Annotated in this window: 20 protein-coding genes; 17 read left to right on the top strand and 3 right to left on the bottom strand. The window is 48.3% G+C overall.

Annotation, left to right across the window (positions count from 1 at the left end; genetic code table 11):
- Window positions 1-207: 207 nt before the first annotated feature.
- From CWB98_RS15365 to CWB98_RS15330, 8 genes are all read left to right on the top strand, one after another.
- Window positions 208-3,063: a TonB-dependent receptor gene (locus CWB98_RS15365; protein ID WP_138545659.1), complete on the top strand. Its 2,856-nt coding sequence runs from the start codon at window positions 208-210 to the stop codon at window positions 3,061-3,063.
- Between the two features lie 66 nt (window positions 3,064-3,129).
- Window positions 3,130-4,638, top strand: a complete 1,509-nt coding sequence (locus CWB98_RS15360) for a tryptophan halogenase family protein (protein WP_138545658.1) — start codon at window positions 3,130-3,132, stop codon at window positions 4,636-4,638.
- Window positions 4,639-4,804: 166 nt separating this feature from the next.
- Window positions 4,805-6,655, top strand: coding sequence for an alpha-amylase family protein (locus CWB98_RS15355; RefSeq protein WP_432765892.1), 1,851 nt, complete (start codon window positions 4,805-4,807; stop codon window positions 6,653-6,655).
- A 1-nt stretch (window position 6,656) separates the two neighbouring features.
- A complete protein-coding gene (locus tag CWB98_RS15350) occupies window positions 6,657-8,147 on the top strand; it encodes an MFS transporter (protein WP_171045668.1) in 1,491 nt (496 codons plus the stop codon).
- A gap of 19 nt (window positions 8,148-8,166) precedes the next feature.
- The gene (locus tag CWB98_RS15345; RefSeq protein WP_138545656.1) at window positions 8,167-10,560 is read left to right on the top strand and encodes a glycoside hydrolase family 15 protein; all 2,394 of its coding nucleotides are present in this window, start codon (window positions 8,167-8,169) and stop codon (window positions 10,558-10,560) included.
- Between the two features lie 250 nt (window positions 10,561-10,810).
- Window positions 10,811-12,199, top strand: a complete 1,389-nt coding sequence (locus CWB98_RS15340; RefSeq protein ID WP_138545655.1) for a fibrinogen-like YCDxxxxGGGW domain-containing protein — start codon at window positions 10,811-10,813, stop codon at window positions 12,197-12,199.
- Window positions 12,200-12,425: 226 nt separating this feature from the next.
- Complete coding sequence (locus tag CWB98_RS15335; RefSeq protein WP_138545654.1) at window positions 12,426-13,214, top strand: tetratricopeptide repeat protein; 789 nt, start codon at window positions 12,426-12,428, stop codon at window positions 13,212-13,214.
- A gap of 135 nt (window positions 13,215-13,349) precedes the next feature.
- Window positions 13,350-13,736: a DUF805 domain-containing protein gene (locus CWB98_RS15330; protein WP_138545653.1), complete on the top strand. Its 387-nt coding sequence runs from the start codon at window positions 13,350-13,352 to the stop codon at window positions 13,734-13,736.
- A 23-nt stretch (window positions 13,737-13,759) separates the two neighbouring features.
- On the opposite strand, the gene CWB98_RS15325 is transcribed toward CWB98_RS15330, so the two are convergent.
- Entirely contained in the window at window positions 13,760-14,134 is a 375-nt protein-coding gene (locus tag CWB98_RS15325) for an isochorismatase (RefSeq protein ID WP_138545652.1), read from the bottom strand.
- Between the two features lie 108 nt (window positions 14,135-14,242).
- On the opposite strand from CWB98_RS15325, the gene CWB98_RS15320 reads away from it, so the two are divergent.
- Genes CWB98_RS15320 through CWB98_RS15310 form a run of 3 tightly spaced genes read left to right on the top strand, consistent with a single transcriptional unit; the run spans window position 14,243 to window position 16,464 of the window.
- Complete coding sequence (locus CWB98_RS15320) at window positions 14,243-15,121, top strand: LysR family transcriptional regulator (protein ID WP_138545651.1); 879 nt, start codon at window positions 14,243-14,245, stop codon at window positions 15,119-15,121.
- A gap of 19 nt (window positions 15,122-15,140) precedes the next feature.
- Window positions 15,141-15,392 carry a hypothetical protein gene (locus CWB98_RS15315; protein ID WP_138545650.1) on the top strand — a complete coding sequence of 84 codons (252 nt, stop codon included), beginning with the start codon at window positions 15,141-15,143 and terminating at the stop codon, window positions 15,390-15,392.
- A 28-nt stretch (window positions 15,393-15,420) separates the two neighbouring features.
- Window positions 15,421-16,464 (top strand): LacI family DNA-binding transcriptional regulator, encoded by a 1,044-nt coding sequence (locus CWB98_RS15310; protein WP_138545649.1) that lies wholly within the window; start codon window positions 15,421-15,423, stop codon window positions 16,462-16,464.
- Between the two features lie 14 nt (window positions 16,465-16,478).
- Here CWB98_RS15310 and gtfA read toward each other — a convergent pair whose 3' ends face one another.
- Window positions 16,479-17,951 carry a sucrose phosphorylase gene (gtfA, locus tag CWB98_RS15305; RefSeq protein WP_138545648.1) on the bottom strand — a complete coding sequence of 491 codons (1,473 nt, stop codon included), beginning with the start codon at window positions 17,949-17,951 and terminating at the stop codon, window positions 16,479-16,481.
- A 161-nt stretch (window positions 17,952-18,112) separates the two neighbouring features.
- Between gtfA and CWB98_RS15300 the strand changes: the two genes are divergently transcribed.
- From CWB98_RS15300 to CWB98_RS15290, 3 genes are all read left to right on the top strand, one after another.
- Window positions 18,113-19,312: an MFS transporter gene (locus CWB98_RS15300; RefSeq protein ID WP_138545647.1), complete on the top strand. Its 1,200-nt coding sequence runs from the start codon at window positions 18,113-18,115 to the stop codon at window positions 19,310-19,312.
- Between the two features lie 169 nt (window positions 19,313-19,481).
- Complete coding sequence (locus CWB98_RS15295; protein ID WP_138545646.1) at window positions 19,482-21,878, top strand: TonB-dependent siderophore receptor; 2,397 nt, start codon at window positions 19,482-19,484, stop codon at window positions 21,876-21,878.
- 243 nt (window positions 21,879-22,121) lie between these two features.
- Entirely contained in the window at window positions 22,122-22,955 is an 834-nt protein-coding gene (locus CWB98_RS15290; RefSeq protein ID WP_138545645.1) for a hypothetical protein, read from the top strand.
- Window positions 22,956-23,028: 73 nt separating this feature from the next.
- Here the strand turns inward: CWB98_RS15290 and CWB98_RS15285 are convergent, their stop codons facing one another.
- Window positions 23,029-23,847, bottom strand: coding sequence for a substrate-binding periplasmic protein (locus tag CWB98_RS15285; RefSeq protein ID WP_138545644.1), 819 nt, complete (start codon window positions 23,845-23,847; stop codon window positions 23,029-23,031).
- Window positions 23,848-24,146: 299 nt separating this feature from the next.
- Here CWB98_RS15285 and CWB98_RS15280 point away from each other — a divergent pair, with 299 nt between their 5' ends.
- The 3 genes from CWB98_RS15280 to CWB98_RS15270 all read left to right on the top strand — a co-directional run bounded on the left by CWB98_RS15280 (window position 24,147) and on the right by CWB98_RS15270 (window position 26,888).
- The gene (locus tag CWB98_RS15280; protein ID WP_138545643.1) at window positions 24,147-25,343 is read left to right on the top strand and encodes a serine hydrolase domain-containing protein; all 1,197 of its coding nucleotides are present in this window, start codon (window positions 24,147-24,149) and stop codon (window positions 25,341-25,343) included.
- Between the two features lie 113 nt (window positions 25,344-25,456).
- Window positions 25,457-26,008, top strand: coding sequence for a hypothetical protein (locus tag CWB98_RS15275; protein WP_138545642.1), 552 nt, complete (start codon window positions 25,457-25,459; stop codon window positions 26,006-26,008).
- A gap of 10 nt (window positions 26,009-26,018) precedes the next feature.
- Window positions 26,019-26,888 (top strand): NAD-dependent epimerase/dehydratase family protein, encoded by an 870-nt coding sequence (locus CWB98_RS15270; RefSeq protein WP_138545641.1) that lies wholly within the window; start codon window positions 26,019-26,021, stop codon window positions 26,886-26,888.
- Window positions 26,889-26,934 lie beyond the last annotated feature (46 nt).

Below are 26,934 nucleotides of genomic sequence, written 5' to 3'. Positions count from 1 at the left end.
TGGTGAACATTCTGTGAACAGTTTTGGCTGCAAGTTGCGTTGAATACGTATGCATAAAGTTGTTTGCGTGTTGAACGCAGCGCTACTATTGCCGCTGACAACAAAATTACCGCCTTTATAAATCGTTGTGGTACTCCACGGTCATCCGTGTGACGAATTAACAAACAACTAGGCGTCATAAAAAATGGTTAATTGGGATAAAACACTATGTCTATGTTCAAACCAAGTATGCTAACAGTTGCGCTTATGGCCGCTGGCGTTAGCCACTTTTCGGTCGTTGCAGAAGAAGAGAAAGCAGTAAAGCAAGAAGACGTTGAAGTTATTGAGGTACGCGGTATTTCGCGCAGTATCATCGCTTCTATTGATAAAAAGCGCTACAGCGACACAGTAGCTGAAGTTGTTGACGCTGGCGACCTGGCATCACTGCCCGATGTATCCATTGCAGACTCTTTGAGCCGTTTGCCAGGCGTTACGGCGGTTCGTGCCAGTGGACAATCATCACAGCTGAATATCCGTGGTATGAACGGAGACTTTATCCAGACTACCCTAAATGGCCGCGAACAGGCTAGCACCAGTGGTTACACCGCAGGTAGCCGTTGGATTTCATTTGACCAGTATCCGTCGGAGCTTATTAATCAGGCTGCGGTATATAAGTCACCAAAAGCCTCTTTGGTTGAAGGTGGGGTTGCTGCAACGGTTGAGCTTAAAACAGTAAACCCGCTTGAAGCAAAAGAGCAGCATAACTTTAGCTCGTCAGTACGTTACTCCTATAATGACGCGGCATCAGATGTCGGTGCTGATTCTAGCGGTGAGCGCATCAGCTTCTCTTATCAGGGCAAATTCCTTGATGAAACTTTGGGCTTTGGTATTGGCGCGGCCTTCTTAAACCAGCCTAATAATGCGATTGACGTATCAGCGCATGCACCAAAACGCTCACAAGACTTTGATGGTGATGGTACAGAAGAGCGTTCAGTTAATGGTTATCAAGTTCGCTCTGCAAAAGGCTCAGATGAGCGTTTGGGTCTTATGAGCACTTTGGTCTACCAACCTACAGATGCTCTGAAAGTACAGTTTGACTATTTTCGCTCTGAGTTTGAATCGGAAGACCGTAAAAGTGGTTTGAACATTGAAGGCCTTGAGAAAGATCTAGGTTCGCTGTACTCACTGAACAACGCGGTTGTTAAAGATGGTTTCCTCGTTGCTGGTGATGTTGTGATCACTGACCACAAGGGCCCATGGGTTGAAATGCGTTCTGAAGATCAGTCGACCGATTCTACGACAGACAGCTTTGGTCTGGACTTAGAGTATGTAACAGACAAGTGGGAACTCAGACTGGACTTTGCACATAGTAAAGGTGAGAAAACGCGCCGTGATATGATTGCATCTATGCATGCCTATGAGTTTGGAAATACAGTTGTAGATGGCACTTTGGTTGAAACGTGGCAGGAAATGCGCAACCAGAGCTTCTCTTTTGTACAGCAAGAGAAAGATTTACCTCAGCTTACCCTGGGCAATAGTTACACAGATCTGTCTAACATGCGCCTGGGTGACTGGGAGCAATTTCCACACAGATACACCGATGAACTGGACAGCTTTAAAGTAGACTTTAAGTATCATGTTGAAGCTGGGTTTATCTCTTCAATTGAAGTTGGTGCCCGCTGGTCAGACCGTGAGTTCACGGATCAGCGTTCAACGTTCCGCTGGGGGGCGCGTGAAGGCCAAAATGGTTACAAAATGCCTGATGGTACAATTGTTACCAACAAAGGGTGCGAATTTAACCACCAAAATCACCCCTGTATTCCGCACTCTCTGGATGGTTTCGTCACTGTGGAGCATACTCGAGGGTTCAACTATCTTGAGCTAGACTTGGTGGGCATTGCCGACGCGGTATTTGGTCCGGGTAATTACGGCGCACAGCAGACCTGGGAGCACAACTGGACACTGATCGAAAGTGGCGCGGTTAAAGAAGAAGTGTTAGCTGGTTATGTGATGGCTAATATAGATACTGAAATCGGGAATATTCCAGTTACAGGTAACTTTGGTGTACGTGTTGTCAGAACAGACACTAAATCAGTCGGTATCCAGCAGATCCAGGGTGATGAAGTAGGCGATACCATTGTTGATGATAACGGTGTTGCACGTACTGATTATCGTCATGTTGAATACGGACCAGAGTACACAGATACATTACCTTCTTTAAACCTTAATTTCCGTGTTAGTGACGAAGATCAAATACGCTTCGCTGCGGCAAAAGTGATGGGTCGTCCGCCTGTGTATCAATTACGTGGCGGTGCAGGTTCCTGGGCCGATACAGCCAATGACGGTGAAAGTCCTCGTTACAATGTTTGGTCAAAAGGTAATCCAAACCTTGACCCGTTCCGCGCAACCCAATTTGACTTGTCGTATGAGCGTTATTTTGAAGATGGTGGTGCATTTGTTGCGGCAATTTTCTGGAAAGACATTGAGTCTTTGATTGAAAGCATCACTTATCAGGAAGGTGAGGTTGACTGGTCAAGCATCGGTCTTGAAGTACCGGAAGGTTTTGTCGCTGGTCAGTATCAGACAACTCAAAACAATGATCAGGGTGGCTATATTCGTGGTGTGGAGTTAGCTTACACTACAATGTTTGATAATCTGCCGGGCGTGTTCTCTGGCCTAGGTTTCAATGCAAACTATTCGTATACCGAAAGCGAAACAACCGTTGATGGTGGCGGTAACTTCCCGGATCAGCAGCTGCCAATGCCTGGTTTGTCGAAAAATGTCTGGAGTGCGACAGTTTTCTGGAATATCGATGCATTTACGACGCACCTGAACGTACGCTATCGTGATGAGTATGTCTATGAAGGCGCATCACCGGGCGGTTCGTCTTTGGCGTGGGCGGATGAATATACAGTGATTGACTGGCAGGGAACGTATGACTTTGAAAATGGTTTGCAGGCTGTGCTACAAGTCAACAACCTGACTGATGAGCCTAATACCACTAATTATGGTACTGCATTGGCAACCGGGGAGTATAAAGAGTTCGGTCGCCAGTACTTCTTAGGGTTTAACTATAGCTTCTAAGCACCGAGCGTGATCTGATATAAAGCCACCAGTCTTCTGGTGGCTTTGTTTTATGAGGTGAAAATGATGAATATAAAGAGAATCGTGATTTTAGGCGGTGGTACTGCAGGCTGGATGGCGGCTAACCTGATGGCCAAAAGCTGGCAGAGCCAGCCGATTGAGATTGCCCTGGTTGAATCTCCGGATATTGGCATAATTGGCGTGGGCGAGGGCTCTACTCCCCAGTTCAAGGGGTTTATGGACTTTATGGGGATCAGTGAAGCGCAGTGGATGCCAGCGTGCAATGCAACCTATAAAAATGGTATCCGCTTTATTGACTGGTCAACGCGCCCCGGCTTTAGCAGCTACTTTCATCCTTTTCCTTCACAGCCCGACGATTACTCAGCACCAGCCTTTTTTCACAACAGCTTTGTACGAAGAAAAGCGATTGATGTAGCAGGCCACCCGGACCCATTTTTCCTTACCACTTATCTGGCAGAGCAGGCAAAAGCGCCAATCGCTGCGCATCATTTTCCGTTTGAAATTAACTATGGCTATCATTTCGATGCCGGTAAACTTGGGCTCTTCTTAGCTCAAACAGCCCGCGATTTGGGTGTAGAGCATATTCAGGCCAATGTCAGCGATGTGCGCAAACACCCCGATGGTGATATTGCTGCCCTGATCTGTGAAGCCGGTATGGAAGTTACCGGGGATGTCTTTATTGACTGCTCCGGCTTTCGCAGTCTATTGATGCAGCAGCATTTAGAAGTGGGTTTCGATTCCTTTGCCAATAACTTATTTAACGACGCTGCTGTGGTGTTGCCAACCGAGCAGGGCGAGGTGATTTCCTCTGAAACCCAGTCTATCGCCAGAAAATTTGGCTGGAGCTGGCATATCCCGCTGACCAACCGCATTGGGAACGGCTATGTTTACAGCCGACGCTATTGCGATCCGGATAAAGCTGAGACTGAATTACGCGCCGCACTTGGGTTACTGGACTGTGAGGTTGAAGCGCGTCATTTGACCATGAAAGTAGGGCAGGTCAAAAAACACTGGCATAAGAATTGTCTTGCCATTGGACTGTCGCAAGGGTTTATTGAGCCGCTGGAAGCGACGGCGCTTCATATTGTTCAGGAAACTGTTCAAAGCTTTATTGAATGCTATCAGGAGGGTGAGTTTACCGATAAGCTCAAAACCAGACACAACCAGTCACTTGATGCCCGCTATCAGGCCATTCGCGATTACATTGTGGCGCATTATCGTGTAAACAGCAGAACAGATACCCAATACTGGCGCGATAACGCAAACAACAATCAGCTCTCACGTTCTTTATATGACGTATTGCAAACCTGGGTGTCGGGCAAAAACTTATCGGATGAATTACATCGTCAGGATATCGACAAATATTACCCCTCTGTAAGCTGGCACTGTTTACTTGCAGGTTACGGCATTTATCCGGAGCAGTCTCAATTGATCGCAGGCAATGAGGAGGCGAACAAGTACGACTTATCACAGGTACAGGATTACATTGCCCGGTGTGGACTTAATTTTGATGACCATCGTGTGCAACTTGAGCGATTAGCCCAAAAGCGATAAATCGACGAACTTTGCCTTTGAGCGGCGTTTACATCTGAGCACTAAGAATATTGAACATGACGCGAGGATGAATAGCCGCTCTGAATACGTATGCAGGCGGTTCACCCGTGATTATCAAGTCAGTAGACTCATTAAAAATACTAAAAATGACAACATTATGATGACAATGAAACCGCTGGTAATTGCCCTTGGGTTGATCACCGGCTCTGTGGTACTGAGTGCCTGTAACAGTATTAACGACAATAAGACAATAGTCACCGACACTCAGAGCCTGGCAGCGCAGCCCGGCGATGCAAAGCCCGTTGTTTATCAGGTTTTTACTCGCCTGTTCGGCAACACCAATAGCAACAATATTCCCTGGGGCACAAAAGCGCAAAATGGCGTGGGCAAGTTTGCTGATTTTACCCCCAAAGCTCTATCTGAAATCAAAGCCATGGGCGTGAGCCACGTCTGGTATACCGGGGTTTTGCATCATGCCTTGGTGGGGGATTACACTGAGTATGGGATAGCCCTGGATGATCCGGATGTGGTTAAAGGCCGTGCGGGTTCACCCTATGCGGTAAAAGACTATTACAACGTCAATCCGGACCTGGCCGTTAACCCGGCCAACAGATTGGCTGAATTTGAAGCCCTGATCGCCCGCACCCATGAAGCGGGCATGAAAGTGGTGATTGATATAGTGCCCAACCACGTTGCGCGAAATTATCAATCGCTCAGCGCACCAAAAGGTGTCAGCGACTTCGGCGCGAACGACGATACCTCAGTGACCTATGCCCGTGATAATAACTTTTATTATGTGACCGGCGAAGAGTTTAGCGTGCCAAGCTCGCAAGACTATCAGGTACTTGGCGGCGAGCCACACCCGCTTGCCGATGGCCAGTTCACTGAAAGCCCGGCTAAATGGACCGGCAACGGCGCACGCGCGGCCCAGCCCCATATTCATGACTGGTATGAAACCGTCAAAGTGAACTATGGCGTTAAGCCCGATGGCAGCTACGATTTTGCTACCTTGCCGGCGCAGTATGCCCAGCTTGATTACCGTGCCCACTACGCATTCTGGCAGGATAAAAAACTGCCAGACAGCTGGTATAAGTTCCGCGATATCACCTATTACTGGCTGGACAAGGGCGTAGATGGCTTCCGTTATGATATGGCCGAGATGGTGCCCGTTGAGTTCTGGAGCTTTCTCAACGCATCTATCAAGATGAAAAAACCCGACGCCTTCTTGCTTGCCGAGGTGTATAACCCAACGCTTTACCGTGCATACATAGAGCAGGGCAAGATGGACTACCTGTACGACAAAGTGGGCTTATACGACTCACTCAAAGCCCTGATGCAGGGCAAAGGCACGGCGCAGCAAGTGCTGGATGTGCATGCCAGTGTTCAGGATATTGCACCGCACATGTTGCACTTTTTAGAAAACCACGATGAGCAACGTATTGCCAGTCCCGAGTTTGCGGGTGATGCCAATAAAGGCAAACCCGCCATGGTGGTGAGTCATTTGATCAGTCAGTCACCAACCTTGTTGTATTTTGCGCAGAGCGTGGGTGAAGACGGCTCAGAAATGGCCGGGTTCGGCAAGCCCAGCCGCACCAGCATCTTCGATTACATCGGGGTACCGGCCCATCAGGCCTGGATGAACCAGGGCAAGTTTGATGGTGCCTTGCTGAGCGAAGCGCAAAAGGCGTTGCGTGCTTATTATCAAAAACTGATGAACATGGCTTCATTCAGTGCGATAGCGCAGGGCGAGTTAGTCTCAACACCAGTCACAACGCGCAGCGGTCAAAGCGCAACCAAAGTCATTGGGTTTGCCCGTCAGAGTGAATCACAACGACTGGTTGTGGTCAGTAACTTTGATGCAGACACCCCTCAAACTGTCTTTGTCACTTTGCCAGCTGGTTGGCAGGGCAATGCGATTGACAGGCTGGAGCAACATGGGCGGGTTGCGCTTAACAATAATCAGCTGACAGTCACCCTGGCTCCACTCGCCAGTGCGGTCTTTGAACTAGAGAATTAATATGCAAAAACAAAAACCTCAACTCAGTTTCTGGCAGATCTGGAACATGTGCTTTGGCTTTCTGGGGATCCAGTTTGGCTTTGCACTGCAAAACGGTAATGTCAGCCGGATCTTTCAGACGCTGGGCGCCAAAGTCGATGATATTCCCATTCTCTGGGTTGCCGCCCCATTAACGGGCTTGATTGTGCAGCCAATTATTGGTTACTGGAGTGACCGCACCTGGGGCAAGCTGGGCCGCAGACGACCTTTCTTTTTGTATGGTGCCATTCTGACCACCTTGTCGTTATTCTTTATGCCGAACTCTCCGACGCTCTGGATAGCGGCGGGTATGCTGTGGATCATGGATGCGTCAATCAACGTGACCATGGAGCCATTTCGCGCACTGGTGGGTGACAATCTCAACGAAAAGCAGCGCGCCAATGGCTATGCGATGCAAAGCTTCTTTATTGGCGTAGGTGCCGTGGTAGCATCGGCCTTGCCCTGGATGATGACCAATTGGTTTGGGATCAGCAATACTGCTGAGGCAGGTCAGATCCCAGAGTCTGTTAAGTATGCTTTCTATTTCGGTGGTGTGGTGCTGTTTTTGGCGGTGGGCTGGACCATCCTAAAAACCAAAGAGTACACGCCACAGCAGCTGGCGGAGTTTGCCGGGGAAGCAGTAGAAACGCAAACCAGTCAAAGCTATCAGGTGATCAACTATGCACGCGCAGCACTTATTTCTGGCGTGATTGGTGGGGGGATTTTGGCTGCGGTGATTGGGCTGCAGCTGGAAAAAGAGCTGTATTTGCTGAGCGGGCTGTTCTTATCCTTTACGCTGGTCCTGTTAATTGCTGGCTACCTGCAGCAGCGCGGCAGCACCTCTGGTGGCTTTTATAACGTTATCTACGATGTCTTTACTATGCCAGGCACCATGCGCCAGCTTGCCGTGGTGCAATTCTTTAGCTGGTTTGCCTTGTTTGCTATGTGGATCTATACCACCTCTGCGGTCACCAGTTTTCACTATGGTACCAACGACGTAACCAGCAAAGCCTATAACGATGGGGCCGACTGGGTGGGTGTGTTGTTTGCCGCCTACAACGGTTTTGCCGCACTGGCTGCTGTGTGTATCCCTGTGATGGTGAATCGCCTGGGCATGCGTGGCGCACACTGCCTTAACTTACTGCTGGGCGCAGGCGCATTATTGAGCTTTAAAATGATAGCCGATCCGAGCCTGCTTTGGCTGCCGATGATTGGTATTGGCTTTGCGTGGGCGTCAATCCTGTCGCTGCCTTACGCCATGCTGAGTAATTCGTTGCCAGCCCACAAAATGGGCGTCTTTATGGGGATCTTTAACTTCTTCATCGTGATCCCGCAGCTGATGGCCGCCAGTGTGCTTGGCCTGATCCTGAGAAACCTATTTGATAATCAACCGATTTTTGCATTAGTGGTTGGTGGTGTGTCGTTCCTGCTCGCAGCGATTGCTGTGATGCGGGTGAAAATCGAACAAGAATAACACCACCCAAGGAGACTTTATGAAAAAACTATCTAGTTTAACTCTGGCACTAGTTGCTGCCGGACTTGTGGGCTGTGGCAGTGCAAATTACGCCGATAAACAGCAGACTACAGCACCAGGCGCACCGGGTGACAAGCCATACTGGGCGTATTCAGGTAAAACCGGCATTGGTACTTCCTACGAAGCTTACAAGCAGGGCCAGTATTCTGATCAAGCAAGTACGCAAACCGTATCAAAAGTGTGGTTTTCCATCGCCAAGGGCATGATCACAGAAACTATGTTTGGTCTTATTCATCAGGCGCAGATTAAAGACATGCAGTTTATTGTTACCGGCCCGGATTTTACGGTAACGGAACAAGATGCGCTGGACGTCAGCATCGATTACCTCGATAAAGATGCGCAAGGTCGTCCGCTGTCTTTGGCATACAAAGTGACAAGCAAAGATAAGCAAGGCCGTTTTACGCTTGAGAAGCATATATTTACTGATCCTGACGGGCAAACGCTGTTCGTCCGGGCGAAGGTACACACAGAGCTTGATGGTGTGAAGCTGTTCGTTAACGTGAACCCGTATGTGAATAACAATGGCCTGAACGATTTTGCGAAAGTCACCGAGCAGGGCCTGGTTGCCTGGGAAGGAGACAATTACCTGACACTGCAAAGCAGCACAGGCTTTAAGCAAGCGAGCGTGGGCTTTACCGGTCAGAGCGATGGTCTGGCTGAACTTAAAGCAAGCCAGTCAATGGCACAGCGCTACACCAGCACAGGCACACAAAGCGGTAACGTTAATTGGCTGGCGGAGCTGGGTGACGTTGACCAGCAGACAACATTCGACCTGGCATTGAGTTTTGGCACATCGCAAAGCGCGAGTTTTCGGGAAGGTGCTCAGTCACTGGCGCGTGGTTATCAGCAGGTGCTGGCCCACTACGGTGGTGAAGGAGAAGCTATTGGCTGGCGCGACTATCTGAACAGTCTTGAACCGATGCAAAAGCTCAGCGCTTACACAGCCGATCAGGGCAAACTACTTTACACCAGTGCTTTGGTGTTAAAGGCGCAGGAAGATAAAACCCACGCAGGGGCCCTGATTGCTTCTTTGTCTAACCCCTGGGGTGACACCGTGGCGGCTGAGCAAGGCCACACCGGTTATAAAGCGGTCTGGGTGCGCGACTTTTATCAGGTAGCGATGGCATTTTTGGCCATGGGCGATCCGCAAACCGCACTGACCGCATTTGAATATCTGGAAAAAGTACAGGTCACAGACAAGACGCCTGGCAACCACGGCGACACCGGCTGGTTCTTACAAAAAACCCATGTTGACGGTGAACTGGAGTGGGTAGGTGTGCAACTGGATCAGACTGCTATGCCGATTATGCTGGCGTGGAAACTGTGGCAGGCTGGCGTACTGAGCGATGAGAAGCTTGCCTACTGGTACAAGCGTATGCTCCAGCCAGCGGCTGAGTTCCTGGTCGACGGCGGGTTGGCAAAAATCCTCTGGAACGACACTCAGATCACACCACCGGCGACACAGCAGGAGCGTTGGGAAGAGCAGGACGGTTATTCACCATCGACAACCGCTGCCATTATCGCGGGCCTGGTCGCTGCCAGTGACATTGCGAAACTGGCCGGAGATAAAGCCGGCAGTGAGCGTTATATGGCAACAGCCAAGCGCTACGACAGTGAAGTGGAATCGACCATGTTCACCACTGCGGGGAATCTGCCTTCTAAGCAAAGTGATGGTAAATATTTCTTCCGCATTGGCAAAGATGCTAACCCGAATACCGATACTAAGCTGAGCGATAACAACGGCCGTGCGGGTATGGATAAAAAGCAGATCATTGATGGCGGGTTCCTGGAGCTTGTGCGCTATGGCGTCAGAGCCGCAGATGCCAGCAGCATTACCAATACCTTGCCAGAGTATGAAGATGAAAACCTGCCGGAGAACCTGCGAGTTAAATACAGCTTTAACTTTGCCGGTGATCCTAATAGTTATCCGGGCTACCGCCGCTATGGCAACGACGGCTACGGAGAAGATGAGGTACGCGGGACCAACTATGCTGAGCAGGGTCAGAACACGGCCGGTCAGCGTGGTCGGGTATGGCCTTTCTTTACCGGTGAGCGCGGTCATTACGAAATTGCAGTGGCCAGCCAGGCTAATGCGCTGGATGACAATGCGGTTAAGCGTATCAAATACACTTACATCAAAGGCATGGAACACTTTGCTAACGAAGGCCTGATGTTGCCTGAGCAGGTGTGGGATGGCGTGGGTGTGAACCCGTTTGGGTATACACTGGGCGAGGGCACCAACTCCGCAACACCACTGGCGTGGACGCATGCTGAGTATGTGAAGCTGGTTCGCTCACTTGCCGATAAACAAGTCTGGGATCATTACCCGATTGTTGAGCAGGCGCTTAAATAGTCGGCTTTATTCTTTGAGAAAACGCGGTGTACCCTTGGGTCACCGCGTTTTTTGTATACTGGCATTTAATCTAACATTTTTTAATCAGGCTAAAGTACAGGTTCTGCAACCATAATAGACTTAGATCACACTTTTATATTTCAATTATCACTATTTCAATTCTGTCATAGGCTTAATAATCGCTTTTGTTGTATTATTAATTCAATAATTATTAGGAAATTAAATACCCAATTATAATAATGGAAGAGTAATGACTAGAAAAACTTTAATATCTCTGTTGCTGGCTTCAGCATGTTCTGTTAATGCGCAGGACCTACAGTTTAACCAAGTAACAGAGCAGGGCGCCTCTGTTACAAAAGCGACGCAGCAAGCAATATTTGCAGGTGTTGCGAGTTTTAATGATTCCACTGCAGGTACCGTTTCTGTCGTTGATAATAATGATGGCACCGTACATGTCGCATTCTCTGAGTGGCCTTATCTGGATGGCGTGCACCTGAGTGAAACTGTGTCAACCTTTGTCTTGGATTATGGGCGACACGTTCAGTCGGATGGCTCTATCTGGGAGGTTGGAGTGGTGGAACTCAATGGCAGTAGTCAAATGTTGTCTTTTTCAGAGACAATGCCACAGGTTCCGTATGTCTTTTTGACCGGTCAAACGCGCAATGGCGTTGAACCCTATACGGCCAGAGCGAGTCACGTTACACGACTGGGTTTTAACGCTCAAGTTCAGTATCAGGAAAGCAGTACAGGTTCTGAAGTAAATGAAAAAGTGGCTTATCTTGCTATCTATACGCCAAATAGTGAAGGTCGGCTCGATTCAGGGATTTCATACAAGCTCAATCAGGTGAAAGCCACTGATCAGATTACTCCAGTAGGTGAGCATGATATTTTTCTTCATGAGGAACAATCTAAAGATACTGAGGTAACGCATACCACTGAAGTTGTTAATGTACTTGAATTGAATGGTCACTTGTTTGCGCAGGACATTACAACCCTGGGCAGTGATACGATGACTGTTCGCGCTAACCTTAATGTTCGTGAGCCTGAAGCACCAGAGCCACAAAGTTGCCAAGCTATTCTAAACGCAGATCCAAGTGCGCAATCTGGCTATTATACATTAGATGTGGATGGCAGAGGTGGTTTGAGCGAGTTCACGACTTACTGTGACATGGAATACCAAGGTGGTGGCTGGACTTTAGTCAGCATCAGGTTTGCACCTAACAAAAACTATGATGGCTGGCCAAACGACTTAACTGGTTTTATGGTCGAAGCGCAGAACATTACCTCTCTGGATGACAATTACCACCTGCCAGATGCACATTGGCAATATATCAAAGATACTTATAGCGAGCTGATGATGACAATGCCCACCTTCAATGGTGCCTATGCGATTGCTGATATCTCTGTGCTCAAAAATGCAAACTGTGTGCCTCTTCAGGATACCTTGGGCTTAATTCCGGGCGAGACGGGAGAGAGGAGCTATCGGTTGTTTTGGCATGAAAACTCAGGTTGTTCAGGCTCAGGTTCTGATTATTCAATGCTAAACTATCAGAATATTTATGGTTTCTCCAAGATCTATAAATCTACAAACATTGTGACTTACGTAAGCCAACAGACTTCATATGTGTATGTTCGCTAATTTAACCCAATAAGTTACAGCGCTTAAATAATGGCGCTCTAAGCTTGAAAAAACGCGGTGTACCTTATGTTATGGGAGCGCCGTGTTTTTATTGCGCGTATGTCTGCGTTTGATGCGTTGTATTTGTTACTTGTCCCGATTGGGTTTACACTGTGTTCTTTATTGTTGTTTTCTTACGCACCTGTCGAGCTACCAGAAGAAGTAAATATGTTAAATAAGGAATAAAATGAGTCAGATTTTTAAAATGTTGGGGTCTGTTTTTGCTGCTGTATTACTACTGAAAAGTGGTGAGACCCTGGCGCGCAGTACTGTGGGTGATGTGTATATAAAGCAAGAAAAGCAGTGGCAAGCCCTTAAACTGGTCAGTATTGATAGCGATGTACAGGCAGAGCCGACTTACCATGCCGTTATGTATACCCCGTCAGAAAGTAAACCGACGCTACAAGATATTAAAAATCTCACCATTCAACTGCGCCATGCGCCTTTGTCTCAGGCTATCTTGTCTGAGGGATGGCGTCGGCTGGGTAATCAGGAAGTGACCGAGCTTGAGCGAGCAGGATATGTGGATTATTTGAAACATAATGATTTTAACAAATACGCTGACGTTACTGGCCAAAAAGTGGATGAACTTATTGCATCTGCCAATGCAAAATATCGTGAGGCCTATGCGCTGAGTGAGCAAAAACAATTTTCTCAGGCGTTGGATCTTTACCATGAAGCTTTAGACATCTTTCCAATGTTCATTGAAGCGATTGACAACATCGCATTTATTTTGATGGACCACGGTCAATTTCAGGATGCCATCAACGCATTTGACCATTCTCTGGCGATATCACCTGGCGCCACAGCCTTGTATTACAAAGGCCAGTGTTATACCGAAATGGGAGAATATCGGGCTGCATTAGATTTGTTCCAGCAAGGTATGACGCTGTTTCCCGAGAAAAAAGCGGCGTTCGAGGAAATGGTTAATAAATTACAACAGGTACTTGAAAGCAATAGCGTAGCGGCTCAATAGAGAATGGTGTGCTTTTTACATCACGCGAGGCTGACTTTGTAATACAAAGATTTTGTCTATTCTGTTAAACGGCGTGGTTTAACAGTGCTGAGGCCATGCCATTGTGGTATGGAAAATTAACAAGGAGAAAAGCCGGTGTTCGATATTTATCTATCTGTTTTAAAAAACTATACGGAATTCAAGGGTCGAGCTAGACGCAAAGAGTATTGGCTGTTTATGCTATGCAATCTCATCTTCATGATTGTGCTGGGTTTGATTGATATGATGCTGGGATTGTACTCTGAGGAAGCGGGTGTTGGTCTTGTAAGTGGCTTGTATGCACTTGCCGTTATCCTTCCAAGTATTGCTGTCGGTGTACGCCGTTTGCACGACATTGGCCACAGTGGTTGGTGGTTGCTGGTAACATTTGTGCCCTTAGTCGGCCCTCTGGTGCTGCTTGTGTTTAATGTAATGGACAGTAAGCCGGGTGACAACGAATACGGTCCTAACCCAAAAGAAGCAGCACAAGCTGAGCTTGCTTAGCTTTGAGCGGTTTCCTGGGTGGCTCAACGCTCACCCAGGATCTCAAAATCATCACTTTGCAGACGGGCCTTGCCGTCTTGCTCAACCACCCAGTGTTCAGCGTGGATTTTGCCAAACGCTTTGTTCATCGTCCAGTTGGCACTGAGCAGGTAGCCAACTTCAGGATGTTTTTCCCAGACCACATCGGTATAAGCAACATCACAGAAACCCTGATCTATGATGCCCTGCCAGAATGCCTCAATGTTTTCCCTCCCGTCAAACTCGCCAATGGGCCGCGCATGCATAATACAGGGTGTGGCATATTGTGCGGCGCAGCCACGTGCATCCTGGTTATTAAAGGCGTTCTGCCACGCGGCAATGCCCGCTTTACATAAATCCAGCTCTTGTTGTTGTGTCATGTAATGACTCCACTTGTGGTGTTTTCAGTAAGGCAAGCTTAATGGTATTAATTGACGTGAAAAACAGAGATAATAAAAAACACTGTTTAATTCAAGCTTACAATAATAATGCACCAACTTGGTAAAATGTCGCTGTTTGCCCATGTCGTTGAAGCGGGTTCTATCTCTGCGGCAGCAGACAGGCTGGGTGTGTCAAAGTCTGTGGTCAGTCAGCATTTAAAAACGCTGGAGCAAGAACTCGGTGTGGTCCTGGTTAAACGAACAACCCGTCGACAGTCTCTGACTGAGCCCGGAAAGCGCTTTTATGAGGCATGTAAGGCACTCAACCAGATTGCAACCGATGCCTGGGATGATGTGCAAGCACAGCAGGGGGAGCCAGAGGGCCAGGTTCATATTACCGCGCCGCATGCGCTGGTTGATACCTTGCTGGCACCAGCCATGTCAGAGTTAATGCAGTGCTACCCTAAGGTGGTTGTTAAACTGACCTGTGATGATAAGCATCTGGACTTGATGGCCCATAACATCGATATTGCTATTCGCATTGGTGCCTCGAAAGACAGCACGCTCAGGCAGCAGCGGCTGGGCACGTTCTGCGATGTATTATGCGGACATCCACGTTTTTTAAACGAGGAACTGACACAGGCTCCCTACATTGCAAATGCCTGGGAAGGGGCACAGGTAACGCACCAGTTAATCAGCCAAAGCGGTGAAAAAATACAACTAACTCCTCAGGTTAGTTGCATCACAAACGCATTTCATAGTACCGTTTCTCTCATTCGGGCTGGGGCTGGGATAGGCTTAGTGCCGGATTTTTATTTGAATAATGATTTGTCGGATTTAATGAGGCTAATGCCACACGCCAGTTTGCCCGAAAATTCAGTGTATTTACTCACTCCCTTTTCCAAACATACCCCAATGGCAGTCAAGGTATGCATGGATGCGCTGAGTGCGGGTATACGGGAGAGATTGCCTAAGCATGGCAGGTAAACGGGTATCAGGAGGCACGATGAAACTCACTAAGCTGCTAATCGTGCTCGGGGTCTTGTGTGCAGTGGTGGTTTTTGCACTCGACCGTGCGCAATTGAGCTGTTTTCACTGTATTAAGGTGTATCATTTTAATGTGCTGGTAATGCCTTTCGCACTTATGTCTTTAGTCATGCTTGTAGCAGGACTGATGAGGTTGCTCAGAGGCCCTCGGATCAAATTGTCCACCGTGCAAATGAGTGAAGCCTGCGATGCGGACCATCCGGGTGCGTAACCCTATTAATCAGATTGTATAGCGAACCATGACAGAAAAAAAATGGACTCTTAAAAGCATTGCTGCCCACCTTGGCGTGTCGAATGCTACGGTATCCAATGCCTTTAACCGCCCCGATCAGCTCTCAAGCAAAAAGCGCGAGGAGATTCTGGCGGCCTGCAAGGCGTTGGGTTATTTTGGTCCAAATAAAGCGGCGCGCTCGTTAAGAAAGGGCACGTTTAACATTGTTGCCCTGGTTTTACCAGATAGCGTTGAATACATGGTATCTGACCCCGTGGCGAGCAGCTTTATGCGCGGTGTTGCCAAAGTGCTTGAACCACAGGGGATCAATTTGTTGTTGTTTTCAGGCAATACCGACAGCGTTAACAACATAGTCGATTTTGTCGATGGCTTTATTTGTTATGGTCGTCCGCGTAACCCCAAATTAATTGAACAGCTGGCAACGGTAACCAAGCAGGTGGTGACCGTCGATTTTGAGCTGCAAGATCAGGCCAGTGTTAATATCGACAACCAAGGTGCAGCCCGGGAAGTAGCCAAAGCGGCACTAATGCAGTTCGATGCGCCGTCTGAGCAGGCTGATGCGGCAATCCTGGGGCTGAGGCTACTCGATACTGAGCTTATCTGCCGGGTTTATGACCATCACTTGCCTGAGCTCAATACCTCAATCGCACACCAACGTTTGGCAGGATATCGACAGGCGCTCGATGCATGCCAGGTGACACTCCCTGAAGACCGGATCTGGAACATTCCGGAAAGCAGCGAGCGTTTTGCGCGGATCGCCGCTAAAGAAGCGTTAGCCATTCGGCCAAGGCCCAATGTGTTGCTTTGTATGAGTGATCTAATTGCGCTGGCCGCCGCCCGTGAAGCGCTCGCTCAGGGGATCCAGATCCCACGGGAGCTCAAGATCGTAGGCTTTGATGGCATAGATGAAGCAGAGCTGTTTCAACCTGCCATTACCACCATACATCAAAACAGCGAAAATAAGGGCGAACAGGCGGCAAGTTTGTTTATCCGCAAAGAAAAGCAGCAAATACGCCTGCCCTTTGAACTGAGAGCTGGGCAGTCAATCTGACTGCCCAGGTATTACTAAGCCTGGAGTAAATCAGCCAGACAGATGTGCTTTGTAAGGTCCGTCTCTTTGAACGTAATGAACGCTGCTCTTGTCGCCAGGTTAACGTCGAGTATTGCACGGGCGTCCTGAGTGCACCATTGCAAAGAGAGCGCTTCTTCTGACCCTGACAAAACAAACTCTCCATCGAATGCACTGCTCTGGTTTCGTAATTCAATTAGTTTGCACAGGCCCCTGACTACGGGTTTGGATAACGCGTCTTCAACTTGTTGTTCATTGAGGTAACTGCGATTGATATCCCTACCTACGTTGGTGTTTTCAAGCAGCGCCATATCATTGTGCAGTGCCAGCAGGCCACCGTAATAAACTTGCGGGACGCCAGGTGAAAAGAACTGGATTGCGCGCGCTATCAGGTAATCGAGATCATTGCGACCCAGTGCATCATAGTAGGTGCAATTGACCTGATACAAATCAACGTTGCTGGCAGCGGCACCGGTTGCCTGCTTGCTCTCACCCCGGCTATTGCTGTGAATGGTTTCTACCAGAGTATCGATTTGCTGTGCATTGAGCAGACCGGGCTTATCCCCATCCGGACCCGCATCGACAATGCCGATACCGTCATGAGTATCGAGTACCGTCAGGCAATTACGCGGCGATTGCTGTAACCAGCAAAGCAGGGGATCGGCATTATTGCTAAATAGAGCGTGTAAGATTAACGGTGGCAAAGCAAAGTCGTAGACGCGGTCTACTTTCGATGCTACGTCAATTTGAGTCTGATAATGGCTGTGGATCTCGGCAATGGTCTCCATACCGAGCGCATTGGCCTGACGCGATAGCTGGTTGATAAAGTCGAATGATTCCGGGGTCATAAAGCAGCTTGTTCCGGCGCGTTTTATGGCATAGCCAGCCGCATCCAGGCGAATAATCTTGACATTATTTTGCGCAAACAAGGTCAGAATTTTGTCCAGATACGCTTTGCCCTGGGGCGTTTCAACATTGATATCAACCTGATTATCAGTAAACGTGGTCCAGAAGTTGACCGTTTCACCACTTTGCAGCTTTTTAGGCGTAAAACAGCTGGTTGGCCTGGGTCTGAATATCGCGTGTGCTTGTTCGTCACTGATCCCATCGGGAAAAATATCGTGCTCCTTTAAAAACAAAGGCCAGTAGGGTGACTGCTCGCCATGTTTGAGCACATCCTGAAACTCTGGGGACTGAGCCGAAGCATGATTGACGATTAAATCGGCCATCACCTCAAAGCGCTCCCCAAGTGCTTTCACACTTGCCCAGTTGCCAAGTCGTTTATCAACCTCACTGTGGTCTATCGGATCGAATCCGGCATCACTTCCGTCAATCGGGTAGTAAAACGGCAGAATATGGACACCGCCAAACAATCCCGCTAACGGGCCGTCCAACAGCTGAGTGAGTTCAGGCAGGCCTGCACCGCTTAAGCGATCGGCGTAGGTTATCAGTTGCACTTGGTTTTTCATGGTTCAGTTCAATTCTCATTGTTGAAACTTAATCGATTAAGTTATATCTTTAATCAGCACGACAAGATATTCAAGTACTATTTACGTGAAAATTGGCACAAGAGTGCGATTGAGTTTTAAACTTAACCGGGCTTGGCCGCAATACCTAAGAGGTAATAACTATGACAAGCAGCAACTTAGGCGCATTACGCTGGCTGACATACATGATGTTTTTTATGTTTGCCATGACATCGGACGCCGTGGGCGTGATCATTCCCGAGCTGATCCGGGATTATCAGTTAACCATGACACAGGCGAGCGCGTTTCATTACGCGCCAATGATTTGGATTGCCGCCAGTGGTCTGTTGCTGGGCTTTTTGGCCGATAAAATAGGCCACAAGCCGACCATCATTCTTGGTTTTGTGCTCTTTGCCGGTGCCTGCTTTGGCTTTGCAATGGGTGAAACCTTTATCACCTTTGTGTGCTTAATGAGTGTGATTGGCCTGGCGATCGGCCTGTTCAAAACCGCAGCACTGGCTTTGTTAGGCGATTTGACGCCAACCAGCCAGGCGCACACCCGGACCATGAACATGGTCGAAGGCTTCTTTGCTGTTGGCGCCATCGTGGGGCCGGCCGCGGTGAGCTACATGCTGGCGTCGGGTGTCAGCTGGGTTTACCTCTATATTCTGGCAGGGAGCTTATGCAGCGTTTTGTGTTTAATCACGTTCGCTGTGAAGTTTCCTGAGCGGCCCGCTAAGCAGGTTAGCCAAGGTAGTGGATTCAGGCAGACCCTGCTGATGCTCAAGGACAAACATGCACTAGGCTTTTCGGCTGCCATTGCGCTGTATGTTGCGACGGAAGTCGCCATTTATGTCTGGATGCCGACTTTACTCAAAACCTACGAGGGGAGCTGGAGCCTGCTGGCAACCTATGCACTGACCATCTTTTTTATATTGCGGGCGGTGGGGCGCTTTATGGCTGTCTGGCTGCTTAACCTGTTCAGTTGGCAGAGTGTGATGTTCGCGCTGAGCTCGGCCATTTTTCTTTGTTACCTGCTGACCTTTTTGTTTGGCGTGAATGCTGCCGTCATTGCGCTGCCACTCAGTGGGCTCTTTATGTCGATGATATACCCCACACTTAATTCGAAGGGGATCTCATGCTTCGATAAGCATCAGCATGGCTCGGTCGCTGGCGTGATTTTGTTCTTTACCGCGTTGTCTGCAGCCCTGGCGCCTTTGCTGATGGGTATGGTCAGTGATTATTTTGGTCATATTCGCTACGGGTTTGCACTGGCGATGGGATTTGCGGCTTTGCTGATGCTGGCGATGGCATACAACTACTGGAAAAACCCAGCCCAGCTGAGGCTGGCAAACGCACATTAGCTCAAATACTTTTAAAACTAAATCATAGCGTTATCTAACTAGAAACCCGTCGTGTGTAATTTTTTGATTGCAAAGCGACAAATATTTGCTAACTTACTTAATCGATTAAGTATCTAAATCCACATAGTGTGGTGCCAGCAATATATAATTGACAACAACGAGGCACATTATGACAACATACACTCCCGGTTGGTTTGCACTCAGTGCACTGACTCTGGCGCTTAGCCCCACAGTGTGGGCACAACAGAGCCAGGACCAAGCAAATGCACAGGCTCAGAATGAGCTGGAAAAAATCATTGTGACAGGCGTGCCACAAAGGCGCACCGTGATGGCATCCAGCGTGTCTGTCAGTAGCATTTCTGCTCAGCAGATAAGTGTTGCAACACCCAGAACCACAGCCGAAGCATTTCGCTTGTTACCTGGGGTGAGATCAGAGTCAACCGGGGGAGAGGGCAATGCAAACATTGCCGTACGCGGACTGCCGGTTGCGGCCGGTGGGGCCAAGTTCCTGCAATTGCAAGAAGATGGCTTGCCCGTATTACAGTTTGGCGATATTGCATTCGGTAATGCAGATATTTTTATGCGCCTGGATAACACGGTGCAATCAATTGAGTCCATCCGAGGCGGCTCGGCTTCGACTGCCGCCAGTAACGCGCCGGGTGGGATCATCAACTTTATTTCTAAGACCGGTGACAGCGAATCGGGCAGCATTGCAACGACACTGGGTCTTGATTATGACGAATTCAGAACTGACTTTGAATTTGGCACCTATCTGTCTGACACCGTACGATTCCATATCGGCGGATTTGTGCGCCAAGGCGAAGGGCCGCGTGATACCGGTTATACCGGCAACAAGGGCGGGCAGATTAAAGCCAATCTGACCAAAGAATTTGAGTCGGGCTATGTCAGAGTCTACCTCAAGCACCTGGATGACCGCTCAACCGGCTACTTACCTATGCCCATGTATGCCAATGGCGACTCACTGCCGAGATTTGATGCATTGTCAGATACGCCGCATTCGGTTTTGTTTACCCAAACACAGGGGTTGGGCGCCAACAACGAAGTGCGCCGCGCAGATATGCGTGATGGCATGCATCCTCAGGTTGACAGCGTTGGCGTTGAGGCCAGCTTTGAGCTGAGCAACGACTGGAAAATTGAAAACCGGTTTAGAGTAGCCAAGGTAAAAGGTACGTTTAATGCGCCTTTTCCGGCTGAAGTGGGCAGTGCCCAGTCTATCGCCGAGAGCATCGCCGGTGAGGGCGCGACATTAAAATATGCCAATGGTGCAAGCGCTGGCAGTCAATTCAGCGACGATAATCTGATGCGGATCCATACTTTTGATGTTGAGATGCAGGACTTTGGCTCGCTGGTCAACGACATTAAACTGACAAAACAGCTGGGCGATACCGCTTTAACCTTTGGCTATTTTGCATCCGAGCAGGCCATTGAAATGTCCTGGTTGTGGAACTCTTATCTGCTGGAGTTAAAAGGGCAAAACGCAGCGCTTTTGGATGTCTTTGCAGCCGATGGCACGGCTTTTTCGGACAATGGCTTGTACGCATACGGGACACCTGCCTGGGGCAATTGTTGTCAGCGTAATTACAATACAGATTATTCAACGCGCGCGCCTTATCTGGCGATTTCCTCGCAGGTGGGCGATTTAACCGTCGATGCCAGTGTGCGTTATGACTCAGGTGAAGCCTCGGGCACCTATGCGGGGGCTGTGGTATCGCAGCGGGATGTGAATGCCGATGGCGCGATTTCAAAACCTGAAGAGCAGGTTGCGGGCATAGATTTGGCTAATCCGTCACTCGTTGATTACGACTGGCATTACACCAGCTACTCCCTCGGTGCTAATTATCAGTTGAGTCCAACGCGGGCGGTGTTTGGGCGTTTCAGTGAAGGAGCCAGAGCAAATGCCGATCGTCTGTTGTTTGGCAAAGTGAATGCAGACGGCAGTGTGGCAAAGGAAGACGCCATTGACGAAGTAACCCAGCTTGAATTTGGTTTGAAGCAACAGCTTGAAAACGGCAGTCTATTTGCCACCGCTTTTTATGCTCAAACCGAAGAGCAAAATTTTGAAGCCACCAGCCAGCGCTTTTTTGACCGTGAATATGAAGCACATGGCATTGAACTTGAAGGGGTGTACTTTGTTGGCTCCTTTGATTTCAGAGGCAGCCTGACCTGGACGGACGCCGAGATCGCCAAAGATGCTTTGTCACCTGAGGTGGTGGGCAATACGCCAAGGCGCCAGGCGGACTTTATTTACTCTTTGATGGCGCGTTACAACATGGCACGAGGAGCAGTGGGTTTAAGCCTGCTTGGCTCAACCGATGCTTACGCACAGGATAATAACGCGCTGAAATTTGATGGCTACACTCAGGTCAATGCATTTGCCAGCTATGATATGACCGAAGACTTGTCTTTATCGCTCAACGTCAACAACCTGTTTAATGCAGTAGGGATCACAGAAGCGGAAGAAGGCAGCATTCCAGAGTCTGGAATCATCAGAGCTCGCACCATTAACGGGCGTACAACTTCCTTTACCGTCAACTATCAATTCTAGTGCTTTGCAAGGAGGATAAATTGCCAAGCAGATTTATGACTGCAGATCGCTTGGTTTCTACCTCTGTGGCAGTGTCGGCAGACACTGCCATTGTGTTCTCTGCTAGCTGGAAGGTAGCTAGATAATATTTACAAATCGATATCTAAATTAACGAAATGATGATTATAAATTAATATTGCGTTGACGAAATATTGGTCTTGTGGGCATTATGTAGACAGCATAACCAAAGGGAAGTATAAAAAAATGAATAAATATACTGGATTGCTGTGTCTTTCGTTATTGCCTGTGCTATTACTTGGGGCATGTGGGGGCAATAGTGACAGTCAACACAGTGCTGCGAAGGGGCAGGCAGGAGAAAGCGCAGCTGATTTGGTCAATAGCTACATCAAACCCGCTTCTTTGGCGATTAACTCTGATGTAGAGCACTACCAAATTGCCATGGTGGGCAATAGTCATTCTAGTGGTCTTGCCCCGACTCTCAAGCGCACGATTGAATTTATGGCGCCCGATAAGACCGTTAATGTTGAATTATTGGGGTTTGGCTTCACCGACAATCTGATAGCGAATTATGAAGTCGTTAAGCGCTTTACTCAGCCTGATGTACCCTGGACACACTTGATAATTCAGGGTCAGAAATATTCCCAGTCTATGTCCAAGCGCTATTCTACAGAGGCAACCAAGCAGTGGGTAGCACTGGCCAAAACCCATGGCGCTACGCCTATTTTGTTTCCTGAACACCCGCAACGTGGAAATAGAGTGGAAGGCGAATATGTTCATGATATTCACAAAAACATTGCCGATGCAGAGCCTAGCTGCCTGGCTCCTATTGCAAAAGCCTGGTACGGCACGATAGCCAATAGGCCTGAATTAGCACTACATGCATCAGATGGCAATCATGCCGACACTTTGGGTATACTACTAAGCGCGCTGGTGTTTACACAAATTATTACCGGGGAATCAGTAGATAAAGGAGCTACCAGCATTCTGGACGGGGTGTCACCTGACCTGCAAGGAGTGCTTGCTCAGCATGCCGCGCAGGCAATTGTCGAGCAACCTGCATGCCCAGATAATACTTGAGCTATTCCAGCTGCGTATCATGCTTCATGCTCGCAATACTTTCATAAAGCATGGCAATTAGCGCATTACAGGTTTACCGATAGTGCAGTTCCGTTAGCCCATACTTTTTGGCTATTACCGCAAGGCGACCATCTAGTTGCAACCTGAGCACACCCAAGTCCAGCGCCAGTGAAAGTTGTTCACTATTTGTCAGCTTGGGGGAAAAAGCAATATAAGCCGGTTCCACTGGACTGATTGAACCAACAGACTTGATTTGTTCACCGAGCCCCATTTGTTTTGCCCGGAACCAGACTACCGGTCCGGCATCTACATAAACATCAATGCGCTTACTGGTTAGCAGTAGCAGGCTGCGTTTTACAACATTGTCTCCTGATATTTGTGTAATGTAGCTATTGGGAGACGTGCGGTGAGATTTTATATAGGCATTTAGCAAGTGACCGTAGTCGTAGCCTTGCACAACACCAAGGCGCACTTTGTTGAGGGAATGCTGGTTGTTATATACCCAGGTGTTCTCTGCCAGTGTGAATAATGTATTTGGGCTGAGTTTGAGAATTGGGACTTTTGGAAAATAAAAATCTGGCGCGTCATCTTTGAACGCGCCCACGATAGCATGTATTTTTCCTTCGCGGGCTTGATGAATGGCCCTGAGCCAAGGCATTTCAATGTACCGCACCTCATACCCGGAGATTGCCAGTGCTTCGGTGGCGACATCAATCATAAACCCTTTGTCTTTATCATTCTCTCCGCAGTTCACCGGACACCAGTTGTCTCCAGCAATAAGGACCAACCTGTCGCTGTTTGATAACACCGCTAGCGGAAACAAGAACAGACAAAAAAGTGTGATACGTAGCATATTGCGGTAAATGGATGATGATACTGGGAGTCTAGTCAAAAAACGTTAGTCCGGCAACGAATGGAAGAACACCTCAGTGAACGATATGTCTATATAGTCACCTGCCGCATAGAGCAAAATGTCTCTGAACTCATCTCAATGATGCTTAATTATCACAAAATGTTTTCCGTTGAGTGTCAAACAAATATGGGCTGAGGATATTGACACAGGTTTCTAACCTTATGATTTTAAAGTTTATATAGCTCTTTCGTGACAAAGTCATCAAGAAGTCACCAGGAAGTCAGGTACTGAGCGTCCGTACTGGCTATGTTGCTACTGTTAAAAAACAGGAGAGTTTCATGATTATACAAAAGAGAGTGACGAGCTTAGTGATAACCCTGCTTATGGGCAGTTTTAGTCAGTTAACAATGGCAAAGTGTACTCAGTCTATAGAGGCCACGCAGGCTGAATTAGACGGAGGGTACCGGGATGTTACAGAGCTTAAAAACGCATTTATTGACACAGCACCAAAGCGAAAAAACGACGGCTTGGCTGTTGGAGTAGCCGGAGTAGATGGTGGTGACAGGGCGCTGTTAATAAAACTGGCACAAGAAATCGAAAACAACAAGCATGGGCAGTTTGACAGCTTACTTATCGCCCACAAGGGCAAGTTGGTGTTTGAGTCCTATTACTCCCGTGGCCGCATCAACCTGCCGCATTATCAGGCATCCGCCACTAAAGTGTATACCAGCCTGGCACTTGGCAGGGCCATTCAGCTGGGTTATTTGAGCATGGCAGATCTGGACAAACCTGTAGTGAGTTTTTTAAAGGGTCTGGATACCGGCAAGCTGACAAAAGGCAGTGATAAAATCACGCTTAATCTGGCTCTGACCATGCGCTCAGGTATTCGACTGAGTGACGAGCAAAAGGAAGGATTGGCGCAAATATCCAAACAGCTTAAAGGTCAGCAACATACTCAGGCGTTGCTGGAGCGCAGTGCTCCCATCAGTACACAAACGCAGACATTTAAATATCAGGATGACCCGATGCTGATCATGCAGGTGATTGATGCTGTGGTACCCGGAACCGCAGAAGCGTTTATCAAGCAAGAGTTACTTGATAAGTTGGGTATCGAACAATACCGCTGGCAAACAGCCGATAACGGCCTCCCTGAAGCGGGTTGGCGGGTCAACATGACATCCCGTGATATGCTCAAATGGGGTACGTTAACCAACAACAAAGGTATGTGGCAGGGTGAGCAGTTGATCCCGCAAAGTTACATCTCAAAAGCGATCAGCCCACAACTCTTTACTGGGGATGAAAATATGTTTGGTGGCGGTAAAGATGTATCTAAACAGGGCTATGGTTACTACTGGTGGAACGCTGAGCTTCAATCAGGTGAGCAACGTTTCTATAGTGTGTCTGCTCAAGGGGGAGGTGGCCAGTATATTATTTTGGTCAAAGAACTTGACTTAGTTGTTGTGGTGACAGCCAATCGAAGGGAAAACAGCACACTGCAATTAATAGCAGAACGGGTGTTGCCTGCCTTTATGTAACAGTAAATGGAGAATACCTGTCAAAGGGTTATTCTCCTTTGTAAAACAATTGATTGGTATTGTGCGAGTATTGGCATAGGATCGTCATACATTCATCTCACAAAGAAATTGACATGCGTAAAACGGTTGTTGTTGCCATTAGCGGCGCTTCAGGAAGTGGAAAAACGTCGCTGGTAAATGTGCTTGCTGCGCGTTTCGGATGTCCCAGCGTAATGTTTGATGACTATGTCGATGCTCGGAGCTATCCACGGAATTTGCAGCAATGGCACTCAGATGGGGCGGATGTATCCAAAATTAAAACGCCTGCCATGAATGAGGTGCTTGAACAAAGTATCGCACGTAGGCCCGAATATCTGTTTGTTGAAGAGCCATTTGGCAAAGCGCGTGCCAGTATCGGGCCGTGGATAGATTATGTGGTGCTGCTCGATCTGCCATTAGCGTTGTGTTTATCACGTGTGATCAGCAGGCATTTTGTCCAAAGGCAGAGTCATTCACCCCGTGCCCTTGGTGGCTATCTGATAAAATATCAGGATCATTTAAAAGAAATTTATGCAGACACGGTCAGCATGGTCCGGTCCAACTGCGATTTGAGTATTACACAGGATCTGCCAGTTGAGGTCTGCGCTGACAAAGTAGCTGACTGGCTTCGGTCGCTACAGGACTAAGGTAAAGATAGTGAAGGTATTGGTAACGGGTTCGGCAGGCAGAGTCGGGCGAGCAATTTATATCAAACTGATGCGTGAACACCAGGTAGTTGGGTTAGATAAAACACCTTGTTCCACTGCTGATTTCATTGGTGATATTAGAGATAGCGAGCTTTTAAGCCGCGCGCTTGAAGGGGTAGAGGCGATAGTCCATACGGCAGCGTTACATGCACCGCATGTCGGGCTTGTTGATGACGATGCGTTTCAAAGCATCAATGTCGATGCAACGGAGCAACTGGCATTGGCTGGTGTAAAAGCAGGTATAAAGCACTTTGTTTTTACCAGCACGACTGCCTTGTACGGTCATGCCTCTACACCTTCAGGACGAGCTGGCTGGATCACCGAGCATACTCAGCCACAGCCTAAATCGGTTTATCACCGCAGTAAAATATTGGCAGAACAAGTATTACAAACTATCTCGACAGAACACAGATTGCCGGTAACGGTATTACAAATGTCGCGCTGTTTTCCTGAGCCTGCAGATCTGATGGCAATCTATAGATTGACGCGGGGCATTGACGCCAGGGATGTAGCGACAGCACATTTGTGTGCCATACAAAAAAGGTTGACGGGCTTTAATCGTTTTATCATCTCAGGCATATCGCCTTTTAGCCGCGAAGATTGTGAGCGTTTATACCGAGATGCACCGGCTGTCATCGCTGAAAAATGTCCTGATTTGGTGTCGGTATTCAGGGAACGTAACTGGTCTTTGCCTAATTCTCTTGACCGGGTGTATGACTCTTCCGCTGCACGTCAGCAATTGAATTGGCAACCAAGACATGACTTTAAACGAGTTCTGGAGATGCTGGATACTGAAACTGCTGAGGTCTTGCCTGTATGAGAAGTGGCTTGCTGTCTTAATCATATTGTGTGCAGTCGCTCAAAAA

Source organism: Pseudoalteromonas rubra, assembly GCF_005887115.1.
GTDB lineage: Bacteria > Pseudomonadota > Gammaproteobacteria > Enterobacterales > Alteromonadaceae > Pseudoalteromonas > Pseudoalteromonas rubra_F.
The sequence above is the reverse complement of the archived record's forward strand: the minus strand, read 5'-3'. Positions and strand labels throughout refer to the sequence as shown.

Coding starts and splice junctions, on each gene's coding strand:
- CWB98_RS15340 (WP_138545655.1), top strand. CDS start 10,811: ATGACTAGAAAAACTTTAATATCTCTGTTGCTGGCTTCAGCATGTTCT.
- CWB98_RS15275 (WP_138545642.1), top strand. CDS start 25,457: ATGCGTAAAACGGTTGTTGTTGCCATTAGCGGCGCTTCAGGAAGTGGA.
- CWB98_RS15335 (WP_138545654.1), top strand. CDS start 12,426: ATGAGTCAGATTTTTAAAATGTTGGGGTCTGTTTTTGCTGCTGTATTA.
- CWB98_RS15365 (WP_138545659.1), top strand. CDS start 208: ATGTCTATGTTCAAACCAAGTATGCTAACAGTTGCGCTTATGGCCGCT.
- CWB98_RS15320 (WP_138545651.1), top strand. CDS start 14,243: ATGCACCAACTTGGTAAAATGTCGCTGTTTGCCCATGTCGTTGAAGCG.
- CWB98_RS15360 (WP_138545658.1), top strand. CDS start 3,130: ATGAATATAAAGAGAATCGTGATTTTAGGCGGTGGTACTGCAGGCTGG.
- CWB98_RS15315 (WP_138545650.1), top strand. CDS start 15,141: ATGAAACTCACTAAGCTGCTAATCGTGCTCGGGGTCTTGTGTGCAGTG.
- CWB98_RS15350 (WP_171045668.1), top strand. CDS start 6,657: ATGCAAAAACAAAAACCTCAACTCAGTTTCTGGCAGATCTGGAACATG.
- CWB98_RS15355 (WP_432765892.1), top strand. CDS start 4,805: ATGAAACCGCTGGTAATTGCCCTTGGGTTGATCACCGGCTCTGTGGTA.
- gtfA (WP_138545648.1), bottom strand. CDS start 17,951: ATGAAAAACCAAGTGCAACTGATAACCTACGCCGATCGCTTAAGCGGT.
- CWB98_RS15295 (WP_138545646.1), top strand. CDS start 19,482: ATGACAACATACACTCCCGGTTGGTTTGCACTCAGTGCACTGACTCTG.
- CWB98_RS15300 (WP_138545647.1), top strand. CDS start 18,113: ATGACAAGCAGCAACTTAGGCGCATTACGCTGGCTGACATACATGATG.
- CWB98_RS15310 (WP_138545649.1), top strand. CDS start 15,421: ATGACAGAAAAAAAATGGACTCTTAAAAGCATTGCTGCCCACCTTGGC.
- CWB98_RS15325 (WP_138545652.1), bottom strand. CDS start 14,134: ATGACACAACAACAAGAGCTGGATTTATGTAAAGCGGGCATTGCCGCG.
- CWB98_RS15280 (WP_138545643.1), top strand. CDS start 24,147: ATGATTATACAAAAGAGAGTGACGAGCTTAGTGATAACCCTGCTTATG.
- CWB98_RS15290 (WP_138545645.1), top strand. CDS start 22,122: ATGAATAAATATACTGGATTGCTGTGTCTTTCGTTATTGCCTGTGCTA.
- CWB98_RS15345 (WP_138545656.1), top strand. CDS start 8,167: ATGAAAAAACTATCTAGTTTAACTCTGGCACTAGTTGCTGCCGGACTT.